General features: G+C 46.8%; 15 protein-coding genes, 1 tRNA gene and 1 pseudogene. 12 read left to right on the forward strand and 5 right to left on the reverse strand.

Annotated features, from left to right (window positions below; genetic code table 11):
* Window position 1: 1 nt before the first annotated feature.
* Window positions 2–766, forward strand: coding sequence for an ABC transporter ATP-binding protein (locus tag J4P41_RS00360; protein ID WP_426065719.1), 765 nt, complete (start codon window positions 2–4; stop codon window positions 764–766).
* An 11-nt stretch (window positions 767–777) separates the two neighbouring features.
* Here the strand turns inward: J4P41_RS00360 and J4P41_RS00365 are convergent, their stop codons facing one another.
* A complete protein-coding gene (locus tag J4P41_RS00365; RefSeq protein ID WP_426065720.1) occupies window positions 778–1,014 on the reverse strand; it encodes a hypothetical protein in 237 nt (78 codons plus the stop codon).
* A gap of 194 nt (window positions 1,015–1,208) precedes the next feature.
* Window positions 1,209–1,285 (reverse strand) — tRNA-Asp (locus J4P41_RS00370).
* 202 nt (window positions 1,286–1,487) lie between these two features.
* On the opposite strand from J4P41_RS00370, the gene J4P41_RS00375 reads away from it, so the two are divergent.
* The 10 genes and pseudogenes from J4P41_RS00375 to J4P41_RS00420 all read left to right on the forward strand — a co-directional run bounded on the left by J4P41_RS00375 (window position 1,488) and on the right by J4P41_RS00420 (window position 9,719).
* Complete coding sequence (locus tag J4P41_RS00375) at window positions 1,488–2,450, forward strand: retropepsin-like aspartic protease family protein (protein ID WP_426065721.1); 963 nt, start codon at window positions 1,488–1,490, stop codon at window positions 2,448–2,450.
* 116 nt (window positions 2,451–2,566) lie between these two features.
* Complete coding sequence (locus tag J4P41_RS00380) at window positions 2,567–4,063, forward strand: methyl-accepting chemotaxis protein (RefSeq protein WP_426065722.1); 1,497 nt, start codon at window positions 2,567–2,569, stop codon at window positions 4,061–4,063.
* Window positions 4,063–4,329 (forward strand): STAS domain-containing protein, encoded by a 267-nt coding sequence (locus J4P41_RS00385; protein WP_426065723.1) that lies wholly within the window; start codon window positions 4,063–4,065, stop codon window positions 4,327–4,329. Before J4P41_RS00380 ends, J4P41_RS00385 begins: the two co-directional genes overlap by 1 nt.
* Window positions 4,329–4,688 carry a response regulator gene (locus J4P41_RS00390; RefSeq protein WP_426065724.1) on the forward strand — a complete coding sequence of 120 codons (360 nt, stop codon included), beginning with the start codon at window positions 4,329–4,331 and terminating at the stop codon, window positions 4,686–4,688. Before J4P41_RS00385 ends, J4P41_RS00390 begins: the two co-directional genes overlap by 1 nt.
* Window positions 4,685–6,697, forward strand: a complete 2,013-nt coding sequence (locus tag J4P41_RS00395; protein ID WP_426065725.1) for a chemotaxis protein CheA — start codon at window positions 4,685–4,687, stop codon at window positions 6,695–6,697. The genes J4P41_RS00390 and J4P41_RS00395 overlap by 4 nt, the downstream gene beginning before the upstream one ends.
* A 2-nt stretch (window positions 6,698–6,699) precedes the next feature.
* Window positions 6,700–7,122 carry a chemotaxis protein CheW gene (locus J4P41_RS00400; RefSeq protein WP_426065726.1) on the forward strand — a complete coding sequence of 141 codons (423 nt, stop codon included), beginning with the start codon at window positions 6,700–6,702 and terminating at the stop codon, window positions 7,120–7,122.
* Window positions 7,110–7,939 (forward strand): annotated as a pseudogene (locus J4P41_RS00405) (CheR family methyltransferase). The gene J4P41_RS00400 and the pseudogene J4P41_RS00405 overlap by 13 nt, the downstream one beginning before the upstream one ends.
* Complete coding sequence (locus tag J4P41_RS00410; protein ID WP_426065727.1) at window positions 7,936–8,997, forward strand: protein-glutamate methylesterase/protein-glutamine glutaminase; 1,062 nt, start codon at window positions 7,936–7,938, stop codon at window positions 8,995–8,997. The pseudogene J4P41_RS00405 and the gene J4P41_RS00410 overlap by 4 nt, the downstream one beginning before the upstream one ends.
* Window positions 8,994–9,389 carry a response regulator gene (locus J4P41_RS00415; RefSeq protein WP_023944789.1) on the forward strand — a complete coding sequence of 132 codons (396 nt, stop codon included), beginning with the start codon at window positions 8,994–8,996 and terminating at the stop codon, window positions 9,387–9,389. Before J4P41_RS00410 ends, J4P41_RS00415 begins: the two co-directional genes overlap by 4 nt.
* 3 nt (window positions 9,390–9,392) lie before the next feature.
* Window positions 9,393–9,719, forward strand: a complete 327-nt coding sequence (locus J4P41_RS00420) for a hypothetical protein (protein WP_426065728.1) — start codon at window positions 9,393–9,395, stop codon at window positions 9,717–9,719.
* 7 nt (window positions 9,720–9,726) lie between these two features.
* Here J4P41_RS00420 and J4P41_RS00425 read toward each other — a convergent pair whose 3' ends face one another.
* The 3 genes from J4P41_RS00425 to J4P41_RS00435 are packed head-to-tail and all read right to left on the reverse strand — an operon-like array spanning window position 9,727 to window position 12,801.
* Window positions 9,727–10,125, reverse strand: a complete 399-nt coding sequence (locus J4P41_RS00425; RefSeq protein WP_426065729.1) for a hypothetical protein — start codon at window positions 10,123–10,125, stop codon at window positions 9,727–9,729.
* 37 nt (window positions 10,126–10,162) lie between these two features.
* Entirely contained in the window at window positions 10,163–11,041 is an 879-nt protein-coding gene (locus tag J4P41_RS00430; RefSeq protein ID WP_426065730.1) for a 4-(cytidine 5'-diphospho)-2-C-methyl-D-erythritol kinase, read from the reverse strand.
* Window positions 11,038–12,801 carry a tetratricopeptide repeat protein gene (locus J4P41_RS00435; RefSeq protein ID WP_426065731.1) on the reverse strand — a complete coding sequence of 588 codons (1,764 nt, stop codon included), beginning with the start codon at window positions 12,799–12,801 and terminating at the stop codon, window positions 11,038–11,040. Before J4P41_RS00435 ends, J4P41_RS00430 begins: the two co-directional genes overlap by 4 nt.
* Window positions 12,802–12,822: 21 nt before the next feature.
* Between J4P41_RS00435 and J4P41_RS00440 the strand changes: the two genes are divergently transcribed.
* Complete coding sequence (locus J4P41_RS00440) at window positions 12,823–13,656, forward strand: uracil-DNA glycosylase (RefSeq protein ID WP_426065903.1); 834 nt, start codon at window positions 12,823–12,825, stop codon at window positions 13,654–13,656.
* The last annotated feature ends 124 nt before the right edge of the window (window positions 13,657–13,780 follow it).

Here is a 13,780-nt window from a genome sequence, read left to right on the forward strand (position 1 = left end):
TATGCCCAGCATCGCTATTGATCGGCTCCAGATCGATTTCCCACTTTATCATGGTCAGAGCCGCTCGCTGAAAAAGCATGTCGGCAACACGATCTCCAGCCTGCGTCCGGGTTCACCCGCAGCTCACCTCATGCAGGACGGGCGTGAACGCACCGTAGTGAGTGTTCTGCGAGAGGTCAGCTTTGTTCTGAAATCCGGAGAGCGGCTTGGGCTGATCGGCAGGAATGGTGCGGGCAAAACTACGCTTCTGCGTGCGATGGCTGGTATTTACGAACCGGTGGGGGGCCGTGCGAGGCTGGAAGGGTCTATCGGCACACTTCTGGATGCCAGCCTCGGCATGAATATGGAACTGACGGGGCGGGAGAATATACGCCTCTACGGTCTGCATGCTGGACTATCCAAGGCGGAAATCAGCCAGATTGACCAAGACGTGCAGGATTTCGCCGACCTGGGTTCGTATATGGATATGCCTGTGAAAACTTACAGTTCGGGCATGACGGTTCGTCTGGCTTTTGGCCTGGCAACGGCTGTGAAGCCGCAGATTTTGCTGATGGATGAATGGTTTTTAGCGGGCGATGGCGCTTTCATGAACAAAGCGCAGGAGCGTCTTGAGGCCATGGTCCAGCACGCGGATATTCTGGTAATTTCTACTCACCAGCCAGATGTGATGCGTAAATGGTGCACGCGGGTTATCTGGCTGGAAGATGGCCGGATCCGGATGGATGGAACGCCAGACGAGGTGCTGGACGTTTACCTTACGGCCTGACCCTGTCTTTTTTAAGCAGTAACGTCCAGTTCATGATTGCTGCTGTATTTGGAAGACGTTCCACCAGTCGTCGTCTCAGAAACGACGTTTCCTGAAGAATCAGTGACCGTCGTTGTGACGGATCCGTCAGCATTGGTTGTGGTCGTCGTCTCCTGAGTGGAGGACGTTGAAGACGCGCTCTGGCTGCTTGTGGTGCCGTATAGGGACGACATAGCCGATGCGGCAACGGAAGAAATGCTTGAAGACATGATGCATCCTTGAGGGAAAATTGGAGGCATCAGTGTCGTACGGCAGAGTTAATGCATCCTTACCAAAACCGTATCGCTTCAGAACGAAAGGTAACGGTTTGTAACGGTGAAATGATAAGGAAAACCTAATTCAATTAGGTTTTATGGAATATTTTGAGTTTTTGGGAAGTTTTTATGCCACTCTTTCAGGAGAGTGGCGCGAGTGACGGGGCTCGAACCCGCGACCTCCGGCGTGACAGGCCGGCGCTCTAACCAACTGAGCTACACCCGCAAACCGCTTTTTAGCGATTTTTGGACCGTCCGTTCGGGGCCGTGTTGGCGTCCTCTCGGTCGGTGGCGGTGATTTACCAATCTCCCGGGGGGGTGACAAGAGGCTTTTTTCAAAAAAAATGCTTTTCGAACAAAAAAAGTCACTTGCGGGAGAATTTGCTCCTGCGGGACAAGTGTCATTGTTTGCAATAATGAAAAGCGGGATGAGAAGCGGTATGCGAGCATGGGGGCAGGGTGCCGTTATCGGAATGCTGATGTCAGGACTGGCAGCCTGTGCGCAGACAGGAGAACGTCAATGCACGGTTTATACGAGCGGAGTGATGCCAATCATCAATCGTTCTGGCTCCCCTGTTGTTCGGGCGGGCATCAACGGTCATCCAGTGGCTCTTATCGTGGATACCGGCGCTACGGTGTCCTTGATAGGAACATCCCATGTTGATCCTTTGGGTTTAGAGGTTCTGGGGGCCTATGGAACCATACAGGGGGTTGGGGGACGGGAGTTTAGCCAGGCAGTGAAAGTTGACAGCCTGGAAATGGGGCCATCCAAAGCATCCAATTTTACTGTTATTGCAGGAGGAAAATTTGGATCATCCATTGATGGCCTTCCGATCGTAGGATTATTTGGAAACGATTTTCTCAGCAATTACGATACGATCATTGATATTCCTGATCATGTCGTTCGTCTGGTGAGGACGGAAAATTGTCCGAGTGCGACGCCGGGATGGGGAGGAAAAATTCACACCATTCCTGTCACCCATAGTTCATCAGATTCTTTGAAGACGACGCTGGAGGTCAAAATTAATGACCACGCGGCAGACGCAACTTTAGATACTGGTTCTGCCAATACTCTCGTTACAAGGAGCGCGGCTCGCCGTGCAGGTGTAACACGTGCAATGCTCCAGCAGGATCCGGTCAGCCTGACGTGGGGTATTACTCACGATCCCCTGAAAGCTTATCATCACCTTTTTTCGATGTTCGAAGTCGGCGGCATTGTTTTTCATAATATTCGCCTGACTGTTGTTGAGGATATTCCTGAAGGGGATGTGCTGCTTGGGAGTGATTTTATGCAGCATTACCGTTTGTGGATTGAGCGGGGAAGCAAGCTATACGTCCAACACGATACAGACATCCCTTCTGACGACCCGGACAGGAAGTCAGCGCAATAGGCTGCCGCCAACGCTGAGTGAGTTCTCTGAGTGCTGTTAACGGAGTATCAATCAGTTCCAGCTAAACACGTTGCCACGTTTGCAGGTCTTGTATCTGCGGAATGTAGGGAGTTGTTATGGCTGGGCAATCTGGAATGTTTTCCTCTCATGTGACCGTACGTTCTGAAAGTAGCATTGCCTCCAGCTTTTTTTTCTGGATGACAGCACTTTTTCCCGTGTTGGTTCTGGCAGGAGGAGCATTCTGGCACGTCAGGGTAATTCCAGAAGGGATATCCCCAGCGCCCTACCTCCTGAAAATGTTGCCAGAGGAATTGCTTTTAGTCGCTCTTTTATTAAGTGCGTTTCTGCAGTTTTTCAGGATATTCAGGCCAGCTAATATTCTTTCAAACGGTTCGCAGGTTCTCGCGTATCAGAATATTCTTCCGCCAGGGAGAAGGATTCCCGAACTGATTGCGATACAAGACCGGTTGCAACAAACGCATGCTGACCTTCTTGCCAGCAATAAAGATGCATCAGAAGTTCTTAAGGCTCTGTCACAGGCACAGGAAGATGCTGCGAGCGAAAGAAAAAATGCCCGAACTGAGATCGAGTCTTTTGAGAAACTAACAGACACTCTTGGAGTGGCATTCAATAAATTGCGTGCAGGGTGTCTGGATTATCGGCTGGAAGAAGCGTTTCCAAATCGATACGAGAAGTTGAGGCTGGATTTTAATATTACAGTTGAAGATTTTCAGAAGATCCTCATGTCTCTGAATGACAGCGTCAGTACAATTTCTTCCGGATCAGCGGAAATTGCCTCTGCTGCAGATGATCTCGCGCGCAGGACGGAGCAACAGGTCAGTCGTCTTGAAGAAACAACTCTATCTGTTGGCGCAGTGACCGAGGCAGTAAAAAAAACTGCTGAAGCCGCAATGCATGCAAGCGCTGTCGTACGACAAACCGTTGAACAAGCAGAAAGCTCGGGAGCCGTAATGGCTGCAGCGACAGCAGCAATGTTGGATATTCAAAAATCATCTACGCAAATTGGTCAAATTCTTGGATTGTTGGATGATATTACTTTTCAGACAAATCTCCTGGCTTTGAACGCTGGAGTGGAAGCTGCCCGAGCAGGGGATGCAGGTAGAGGTTTTGCCGTTGTCGCGACAGAGGTGCGAGCATTGGCACAGAGATCTGCTGATGCAGCCAAGGATATTAAAAGTCTGATTACATCAAGTACTCAGCAGATCAGTCAAGGCACAACTCTTGTCCAGGAAACGGGAGTAGCAATGAAAAAAATCGTAGGAAATGTGGGAGAAATCAGCCTCCTTATTAACGAAATTGCAACCACGGCCCAGAAACAAGCAAATAATCTTTCCGAAATTAGTACTTCTGTTGGAAAGATGGATCAAAATACGCAGCAAAATGCGGCAATGGTCGAAGAAGCGACGGCCGCGAGTCATAATCTCAGCGCAGAAGCGGGAGAATTGGTTCAGATTGTTCGTCATTTTCATTTGTACAGTGACGTTATGCTCCCCGCTCAGACAGAAGTGCAGTCGCGTAATGAAGGACCTTCTCTGCATTTTGCTACAGAAACCTATCAGACTTCCGATGAGGGATGGGAGGAGTTTCGATAATGGAAATTATGCAATTACCAGAGATTCTTGATACAGCTGCTGCTGCAGACCTTCTGAAAAGCTTGAAAACGCTATCAGGAGACGCTCTCTTAGACGGTGGAAAAGTGAAACGTTTGGGTGGCCGCTGTCTTGAGATAATCCTGTCGTCTCGAAAAACAACACTTTCCCGAAATAAGCGCTTTAAAATCCAGAATCCGTCTCCTGAACTAGAAAAAACCTTGGCTCTGATGGGAGCTAGAAGAATTTTGGATGAGGAAACGGCATAATGAATATTCTTATTGTTGATGATTCTCGGACAATTCGAAAGCTTCTGAACGATACGTTAGAAAGCGTAGGGCATACTGTTTGTCAGGCAGAAGATGGGGTTGATGCTCTTGATAAATTAGAGGGTTTCAGCCCACAGGTCATTATTACCGATCTTAACATGCCTCGTATGGATGGTCTCGAGCTAGTAAAGAAATTGCGACAGATAGATAAGACAAGATTTCTTCCTATTCTTTTTCTAACGACTGAAGGTAGTCTGGAGGTGAAAGAAAAAGGACGAAGGGCTGGTGCAACAGGTTGGTTGGTAAAACCGTTTGATTCAAATCGAGTTGTAAGCGCTATAGAGCGAGTTTCAGCATGAATAATTATGTTGAAAATGATGATCTAGAAAATATACGTCAGATATTTTTTGAAGAGTGTGGAGAGCAGTTAAGTCTTCTTGAGGAAGAGCTTTCTTCTCTTGAAGGGGAGAAAGAGAGTGGTGAGAAAATCAACACAATTTTTCGGGCAGTTCACTCTATAAAAGGGGGAGCAGGAGCTTTTGGAATGGAGAAACTTGTTCGGTTTTCTCATCTTTTCGAGGCTGTATTAGAAAAATTTCGTTCTGGAGAATGCGTGGTTAGTCATGCATCCATCGCTACATTTTTGAAAGCGGCAGACGTACTGAGTGATATTGTAGCATTTTATCGAGATGGAACAGATTTTGCGGTTCAGGATGACATTAATGAAGAGTTAAATTTATACTTAAAAGAAGTAGAAAATCATAATGAAATTGTTGGTGTTTCAGAAAATATAGATGAAATTTTATTTAATCCTATTAAAATTGATGTTAAAATAGATAATACATTTTTTATTAAAATAAATACAACAATTAAATTTTATAAAAATGGGGATGATATCTTAAATATATTACATTCATTAAGTAAATTAGGGGCAATTATATCAAATTTAGATGATAATGTACTTCCAGATATTGATCGCTTTGATTTAAGGGAGACGTACGCAACATGGTATGTTGAAATAAAAACTACGTACAGTAAGGATTTAATTGAAGAGATTTTTGAGTGGTCTGGAAATAATTTAGAAGTACAGTTTCTGGATAATTTTAATAAATTACAGGAGAAAAATAATAAGAAACCAAATGACGAAAATAAAGAATTTTCCTATCGTAAAGAAAGTATAACTATTCGAGTCGATACTCAAAGGATTGATAATTTGGTCGATCTTTTAAGCGAGTTAGTCATTAATCAGGGTGCCATTCGAACCCAAATGAGGATAAATAACGTTCGTCCTGGTTCTGCTTTGGATATTGTTATTTCTGAACTAGAGCAACTCACTCATGAGATGCAGGAAAATGTCATGGCGATGCGGGCCCATCCTATCAAAATGGTTTTTCAACGTATGGGACGCATTGTACGTGAGACAAGTCGAATTTCTGAAAAAGAAGTAATTCTACATCTTGAGGGTGAAGATACTGAAGTCGATCGATTTATTTTGGAAAAATTATCTGACCCGTTAACGCATATGGTACGTAATGCCATAGATCACGGACTTGAAGATGCAGATCTTCGTATGCGTGAAGGAAAAACTGCGGAAGGTAATTTATTTTTACGTGCATTTCATCATTCTGGTCGAATAATCATCGAAGTTGAAGACGATGGTGCAGGCTTAAATTGTGATAAAATTTACAAAAAAGCTCTTTCAAAAGGAATTATTAAGAGTGATTTTTTAATAGAAAAAGATGAAATAGAAAATCTTATTTTTTCACCTGGGTTTTCTACGGTCGATAATATTTCAGATCTGTCTGGAAGAGGAGTTGGAATGGATGTTGTTAAAAAATCCATTTCAGAAATAGGCGGAAATATTTCCATATATACACAAAAAAATAAAGGAACATTATTTTCAATTTCACTTCCATTGACATTGGCTGTTGTAGAAGGATTGATTTTTAGAGTGGAAAAACAAAATTTTATTGTGCCAGTGTCTAGTGTGGTAGAGGCATTCCTTTTTCAAAAAAACAAAATGTTTGAAATTTCCGAAAATGCATATGGATATCCGTATCGAGATGAATATATTCCTATAGTGAATTGCTACGATTTAATAAACAACGAACATAGAAAAGAATTAAGTAATTCTTGCTTGATAATAGAAAATGAAAAAAAATCTAAGATAGCTATTATGGTTGATGAAATAATAGATCAATCTAAATTTGTTATTAAATCAATAGAAGAAAATTATAAAAAAGTATCAGGATTCTCATCGGCTACTATTCTGGGTGATGGCAGTGTAGCTCTTATTGTTGATGTAGATTTTCTTGTAGAAAGTTTCTCACTGAGAAAAAGCAACAAAAATTTTGATTTTGGAGAGTAATAATGAATAAAATATTGATTTTTACATCTTGCAATCAAGAGTATGCAATTGATATTGAATCTGTACGCGAAATTAGAAACTGGACTCAAGCTACACCTATTCCTTCATCACCATTCTATATAGAAGGAATTATTAATATTCGCGGAACAGTAATTCCTCTTGTTGATTTTTGTAAAAAAATTAATAAAAACAATAAAGAATATGATAAGAAAGCAATTATTATTGTCGATTGCAATAATAAAAAATTTTCTTTTTCTGTTAATAACGTATCTGATATAATAGAATTAAATAGTTATGATGTAAAAAATATTCCTGATATCGGTCATTATGATATTTATAATTTTATTGATGGAGTGATATCTATTGATAGTCGTGTGATATTTATTTTAAATATTAAAGATTTGATAAAAGAATGTCTAAATTGATTAAGCAAGATGAAAAAATCTCTCGGAGATCTTTGGTGATTATTTCTCAGATCGCTTTCAATGTTTCAGGTATTATTTTAAATGAAAAGAAAAAAGATCTTATTTGCTCACGTCTCAATAAACGATTGCGAGCAAATAATCTATCAGGCTTCGAAGAATATTGTACGCTCATTCAGGAGAGTACTGATGAGCGGTTACAAATGGTATCCGCGTTAACAACAAATGTGACATCATTTTATAGGGAAAAACATCATTTTTATTATTTGTCAAAATTAATAGAAGATAAATTTATTGAAAAAATACAAAATGGTGAGGAGTTTCGAGTATGGTCTTCTGCTTGTTCTAGCGGCGAAGAGGCCTATTCAGCTGCGATGACTGCGTCTAAAATTCTTATGTCTCTACCATGTGCAAAAGTGAAAATTCTTGGCACTGATATTGATAACAACATGCTGGAGCGTTCCAAAGCTGGAATTTATTCTTTAGAAGGAAAAAAAACATTCCTTCAGGAATATTTAATGAATTTTGCTTAGAACAAAAAAATCAATTTACCTTTAAAAAGGAAATATCAGATCGGTTAAGGTTTAAATCCCTAAATCTTATAGCAGAATGGCCGTTTCGCTCGAAGTTTCATGCAATATTCTGTCGGAATGTCGCGATTTATTTCGATAAAATGACTAGAGAAAAATTATGGTCTCGCTTGGCACAGAGACTACATGTTGGCGGAGAACTATACATTGGTCACTCAGAAAGAATTTCAAACCCCAATATGCTTGGACTGAGATCTGTTGGTCTTAATTCATATAAGAGAGTAGAATGATCACTAGAGATCATAAAATTTATTCTGGAGTTATTTCTGTCCTGGTCGTGGATGACTCTTTAACCAGTCGCGCGCTGATAACGCTTGCTCTTAAACGGGATCCTAGAATCAAGGTTGTTGGAACGGCTGGTACGCCGCTGGAAGCCAGAGACCTGATTTTGAAACTCAACCCTGATGTATTGACTCTGGATGTTGAAATGCCAGGCATGAACGGTTTGCAGTTTCTTGAAAAAATTATGCGGCTTCGACCCATGCCTGTTGTCATGGTTTCCAGTCTCCTGACGTCACGGAGCGAAATGACTGAAATGGCGTGCCGATTAGGTGCGGTAGAATGCTTTTCCAAGTCTTCTGGTATGCAGGGAGAGGCTGTCTTTGCCGGTCTGGCAGATGCTGTCGTTCGAGCAGCTCTTCAGATCGAGAACCCTCGCTCAGGCGGGATGAGGGGCTCTTTAGTTAATTCTGATCTTATCGTTGCGATTGGTGCCTCTACGGGCGGGGTGGAGGCTCTTGGGGAAGTTCTGGGGAGCTTTCCAGAGGATTGTCCTCCGACGATCATTGTGCAGCATATGCCTCAGCAATTTTCTGGTAATTTTGCACGTCGCCTTAATACCATTTCAAGACCAGAAGTTTCTCTTGTGACGGATGGATGCAAGCTGGCCAGAGGAAAAGTTTTTATTGCCCCTGGTGGCGAGGCCCATACTGAAGTGAGTCGTACCGGGCGTATGGCTTCGTATAGTTGTCATCTTGTATGCAGCCCTCCGCTTAATGGACATAGACCCTCTGTTGACGCGTTATTTTTGTCAGTAGCTCAAGCGGCTGGACGTCTTGCCATCGGGGTTATTCTGACAGGAATGGAAACTGATGGTGCTCGTGGGTTGCTTGCCATGAAACGCGCTGGGTCGAGAACCATCGGGCAGGATCGCGAAACGTCTGTCATCTACGGTATGCCAAAAGCAGCCTTTGAATGTGGGGCTGTGGAGATGCAGTTACCATTACCTGAAATTGGACCGTCTATTCTTCGTCTTGCTGAACATCGTACTCAGGAGAGTTATCAATGATTTCCGCTTCATCCATGTCCGTTCTGCTTGTGGATGATCAAACATCCATTCGTTCGCTTCTACGCAACAGTCTTGTTCAACTGGGGTTCGTACATGTAGCTGGGGTTCGTAACGGCTTGGAAGCTTTGGAGCATCTCAAGACCAATTCGACGCATTTGATTATTTCTGATTTTAACATGCCGGATATGGATGGTCTAGAATTGCTGAAAGCTGTGCGTGCATCTTCGCAAAACGCAAAAACTGGCTTCATCATGCTGACAGGGCAGGCGAGTAAAGACTTGGTGCAGCAGGCCATTTCTTCTGGAGTAAACAATTTTCTTGCAAAGCCATTCACGACAAGTTCCTTAAAAGCGCGCATCGAGGCCGTTTTCGGGCCGATCTGTGGCGCTTGAAACATGGCATCGCTTGCGCTGGCGACGCTGTTTCGAGGGGCGGCTATTCAGTTGGGGCATGCTCTTGAAGAATGTCAGATGCTGGAGCGGTTAGCTCTCTCGTATGTGGGGGCTGAAGAGATAATTGCGTTGCAGGCTTTTGATTCCTTAACGCAGACTATCGAGCAGTTTGCGTTACTCTTTCAGAGACTTGCTATGCAGGAAGATATTCAGGACGTAATCATGACTACCAATGCGGTAGATCGGATGACGTTGGTAGTTCTGCGTGAAGCCCTTAGTGGGTGCAACCAGACTTCTCCGCAGAATACAGGCGACGTCGATTTTTTCTAGCGGCCTGTCAGCTTGGTGTGTGTGCATCGTCAGGATTGGAGTGGACCATCGTGCGATGGCGCTGTAACCCCCCAATAAGCCGCTCTGCATCGGTAGGAGTAAACACTAGGCCAACGGGCCCGTAGGCCGGGTGTTGAAAAGCCAGCAGAGAGCCTTCTGTCAGTGTGTCGATCTGAAGTGCCCAGTTAGTTTTGTACACCGGGGAAAACCGCGCTCCTTCAATCGGGGGGAGAGGTTTCTGTTCAACCAGTGCGGTTCTCGCCAACCCAAGGCTTGTGATTAATTGAGTCAACTGGGCTTCATCGAGCGTGATATCTCCAGTTAGTCCGCTATTTTCAAGGAATGAGAGAACAATTTTCTGTCCGTCCTCGGAGCGGGTTACCTGCATGCGCGGTCCGGTTGTCATGGTTCTCAGTCTCTTTCTTTCTCAGCGTAGAAACGGACTAATTCTGAAGGAAAGGACCCGCCCATGTCCACCATCCCGAATGGAGCGGGTTTTTGGAAAGTTCCATTTCAGCTTTGCGCGCCGCTTCGGCTGTAGGGAAAAGGCCAAAGCAGGTGGCACCTGAACCACTCATACGCGCCATCAGGCAATCGTTCTGAGCATTTAGGCGGTCAAGAACAGTTCCGATCACAGGAGCATGATGAATGGCGGGGGCCTGAAGATCATTCGTTGTGTGAGACAGCATGTCCACAAGAGCGTTCATGGATGCCCAGCGGGCAGGAAATACGGGGGTGGGACGCTCAATAATTCCACCCATAGCCGCGAAGCTCCGAAAAATATCGGGCGTAGACACTGCAATGCCGGGATTAACGAGCAGGATGCCCCCGTCTGGCATGGCTGGTGCCGATGTCAGGATTTCCCCAATCCCTTCCATCCGGGTCGTTTTCTGCTGAACACATACTGGAACATCAGCGCCCAAAGGCTCGGCGATCGCCAAAAGATCTTTTTCCGCGATATTCCAGAGTTGCCCCAGTAATCTGAGTGTGCAGGCCGCGTCGGCTGATCCGCCACCAATGCCCGACGCAACTGGAAGGTTCTTTTCCAGTATCAGGTGGTAGGCATTCTCTTGTCGCGCATGTGTCTGGAGTGCGCGTGCGGCCCTAAGCACGAGGTTGCTGTCGTTGGCTTCGAGACCTTTTCCAAAATGCCCTTCGATTGAAAGGGAAAAGGTATTTGACGGTTTTGCAAGACGTACTTCATCAGCGGCGCCAGCAAATACAGCGAGGCTGTCGAGAAGATGATATCCGTCAGGGCGACGGCCGGTTACATGCAGGTAGAGATTGATCTTGGCATGAGCGGTATCGTGAAGAAGAGTCATCTGTTTTGTTCAAACGCCTTAAGGTGGGGGCCGCCCTGCTGAAGGGCATTTAGAATGAGCGTACGGTCCTGAGGCTGTGGACTGTCATCCAGAGACTGGTTCCATTGATCCTGTGCCTCTGTGTGGCGACCGAGATACCAATAGGCGACCCCGAGATGGTAGCCAATTTCGGCATCGCTTGACGCATGTTCGGCCGCCTGAATGAGGATAGGAAGAGCGGTTTTCAGGTCCCCCTTATGCTTCAGGAGTGCCCAGGCATAGCTGTCCTGAATGGAGGGGTCATTTGGTTGCAGGTCCAGAGCGCGTTTGAGAAGCTGTAAGGCGCGCTCCTGATCCACATCATGTTCGATGCTGGCATATCCGACGAAGTTAAGGACTTCCGGCTGGTCGGGTGCCAATTCGAGGGCATGATGCATGTCTTCCTTCATCACTGCCCAGTTGCCGCTCTCCTGAGCTGCCATGGCCCGACCCAGGAGAATGGGCCAGACAATTTCCTTACGAGGGGGAGATGCTTTCAGAGCCTTGGTGTAGAGTTCTATGGCTTCATCATGATGGCCCATTTGATCCTGTACTTCTGCAAGCTGGACCAAAAACTCCGGATTGTCCGGCAGGAGGGTCAAGGCACGGTTCAGAGCGTCGGCCTGCATGGGAAGATCGTGGGAGCGGCTGGCCAGATTGACACGTTCTTGAGCGGCCAGAGCTGCGAGTGGATCTGTGTCTGCTACAAGATCGAGAACACTTAGCCCTTTGGAGGTCTGGTTTCCTTCCCGAAAGGTGTCCGCCAGAAAAATGCGTGCTACCGTCAGATTCGGATCAAGATAAAGAGCCTGCTGCAGCGTGATGATGGCCGGGTCTCGAGGAATTCCTTCCTGTTGTATGACGTCCGTAATCATCAGGGCCAGTTGCAGGTTCAGAATCGCAACCCCTTGGGTTGCGGAGAGGGGCGCCCGTTTCTGAAGTGTATGCTGAAGTGGGCCGATGATCATCGAGGCTAATGGTGAACTGACGCCAAGTGCGGCGATGGCCTCACGGGCGCTTTGATGTTGTCCCTGGCCTTCCAGCCAGCCGCCATACAGTTGTGCATAGAGAATCTGGAGAGTGAGCGGGTCGTCAGGGCTGCTGCCAGCTTTCTGATAAAGAGACTGAGCCTCATGCTGGGATGAAAGGTGTTCTGCGATCAAGGCTGCATGGAGTTGGTATAGACGTCGTGTTGGGGCAAAGGTCGCAGCCGTACTTAGGGTGTTGAGGGCCTGCTCAACGTGTCCCTCTTCAGCTTGTGCCCAAGCGAGGAGGACTGGGGCGGCGACTGAAACCAGCGGTCCATGATGACTGTTGCGGTTCAGGGTTTGACGCATTTCTGCCCAGGCTTTTCTGGGAACAGCATTCTGGGCGAGGACAAGTGTTGCGATGTCACTGGCGGGCAAGGTCTTTGCAAGCGCGACGGCTTCGGTTTCATGTCCTGTCATTGCGGCGTATCGAAGGCCATCTTCGCGAAGCTTCAGGTTCTGCGAGGACAGGGCCAGAACATGCGACAGTGTCTCATGGGCGGCGTCTATCTCTCCCCGTTGCATCATGACGCTTGATGCCAGAAGCCAGCCGGTCAGGGATCTTTCAGGGCTAACGGCAGGCAGAATCTCTGGTGCCGGTGCGGCGGACGCCCCCCGTAATACCGCTCCAGTCAGCAAAACAGCCGAAAGGCCCGCACGAAGCGGAAAGGAAAAAACCGGAATTGATCTGTGCCAGCCGCGCGTGATCTGCATAATGCGCCAATCCTAGACCGCATGTGGTCTGACGCCAACCTGAACGGATGCTTCATGACGCCCCAGCCAGTTCCGAGCCGGGCTGAACTGCTTGCCGCCCTGCACCTCCAATACGAATGGGGTGTGGATGAAGTGCTCTCGGAAGAGACGATAGATCGTCTTTCAGAGGCTTCCCGCGTGCTTCCTGAACGGATCAGTGGGTTGCCTCGCGTGCAGAGTCCTTCTGAGGCCCCGCGTGCTTCAGGAGGAGCTGCTCTCGATCGCGCTCAAGATCTTCCGTCTCTGATTGCGGCCAGTAATGCTCTGGATGATCTGTTTCTTGCTCGAACGGCAACACACAGACTCCAGCCCATCCATGTTGAGCAGGCTCCTTTCATGCTGATCGGTGAAACGCCTGATGCCGACGAGGATCGTTCAGGCGTCCTTTTCGCGGGCTGGGCAGGGGAATTGTTGGACCGGATGCTGGCTTCTGCTGGACTGAGGCGGGCTTCTTTATCCATGGCACCTGCCATACCGTGGCGTCCACCCGGGGGGCGAGGGGTTACGGAGCAGGAGATGCGCTCCTGCCGTCCTCTTTTGCTCAAGACAATTGCTCTGTGTCAGCCGCCGTTTCTGGTGACGATGGGAGTGACGCCCTTACGAATGCTGATCGGTGATCAGGCCATGTTGGGTCGTTTGCGTGGAAAATGGATGAATGTGTCGATTCCTGGCCTGTCGAATCCGTTGCCGTTGCTTCCCATGCGGCATCCGCTTCAGCTCGCTGCGAGCCCTGCTGCGCGGCGGAATGCCTGGCAGGATTTGCTGGTTTTGATGGAGCGATTGGCATCTGAAAATAAGGTACAAAATCAGTCTTAATTTCTCTTCTGAAAAAACTTCGTGAAAACGTAAAAAACTGCTCGAAAACAGGTGTTTGCCACTGGATTGTTCCAGTGTGTGACTGTATCATCGCTTAGTCCGGATGTCTGTCTGGGTTAACGAA

The organism is Gluconobacter sp. NFX36 (genome assembly GCF_049887835.1).
In the GTDB taxonomy this organism is placed as follows: Bacteria; Pseudomonadota; Alphaproteobacteria; order Acetobacterales; family Acetobacteraceae; genus Gluconobacter; species Gluconobacter japonicus_A.

What these genes read in the sequence shown, in the direction of transcription:
- J4P41_RS00380 (WP_426065722.1), top strand. Translation starts at nt 2,567, where the DNA reads ATGGCTGGGCAATCTGGAATGTTTTCCTCTCATGTGACCGTACGTTCT.
- J4P41_RS00390 (WP_426065724.1), top strand. Translation starts at nt 4,329, where the DNA reads ATGAATATTCTTATTGTTGATGATTCTCGGACAATTCGAAAGCTTCTG.
- J4P41_RS00410 (WP_426065727.1), top strand. Translation starts at nt 7,936, where the DNA reads ATGATCACTAGAGATCATAAAATTTATTCTGGAGTTATTTCTGTCCTG.
- J4P41_RS00440 (WP_426065903.1), top strand. Translation starts at nt 12,823, where the DNA reads ATGTGGTCTGACGCCAACCTGAACGGATGCTTCATGACGCCCCAGCCA.
- J4P41_RS00435 (WP_426065731.1), bottom strand. Translation starts at nt 12,801, where the DNA reads ATGCAGATCACGCGCGGCTGGCACAGATCAATTCCGGTTTTTTCCTTT.
- J4P41_RS00395 (WP_426065725.1), top strand. Translation starts at nt 4,685, where the DNA reads ATGAATAATTATGTTGAAAATGATGATCTAGAAAATATACGTCAGATA.
- J4P41_RS00375 (WP_426065721.1), top strand. Translation starts at nt 1,488, where the DNA reads ATGAGAAGCGGTATGCGAGCATGGGGGCAGGGTGCCGTTATCGGAATG.
- J4P41_RS00385 (WP_426065723.1), top strand. Translation starts at nt 4,063, where the DNA reads ATGGAAATTATGCAATTACCAGAGATTCTTGATACAGCTGCTGCTGCA.
- J4P41_RS00365 (WP_426065720.1), bottom strand. Translation starts at nt 1,014, where the DNA reads ATGTCTTCAAGCATTTCTTCCGTTGCCGCATCGGCTATGTCGTCCCTA.
- J4P41_RS00400 (WP_426065726.1), top strand. Translation starts at nt 6,700, where the DNA reads ATGAATAAAATATTGATTTTTACATCTTGCAATCAAGAGTATGCAATT.
- J4P41_RS00430 (WP_426065730.1), bottom strand. Translation starts at nt 11,041, where the DNA reads ATGACTCTTCTTCACGATACCGCTCATGCCAAGATCAATCTCTACCTG.
- J4P41_RS00420 (WP_426065728.1), top strand. Translation starts at nt 9,393, where the DNA reads ATGGCATCGCTTGCGCTGGCGACGCTGTTTCGAGGGGCGGCTATTCAG.
- J4P41_RS00415 (WP_023944789.1), top strand. Translation starts at nt 8,994, where the DNA reads ATGATTTCCGCTTCATCCATGTCCGTTCTGCTTGTGGATGATCAAACA.
- J4P41_RS00425 (WP_426065729.1), bottom strand. Translation starts at nt 10,125, where the DNA reads ATGACAACCGGACCGCGCATGCAGGTAACCCGCTCCGAGGACGGACAG.
- J4P41_RS00360 (WP_426065719.1), top strand. Translation starts at nt 2, where the DNA reads ATGCCCAGCATCGCTATTGATCGGCTCCAGATCGATTTCCCACTTTAT.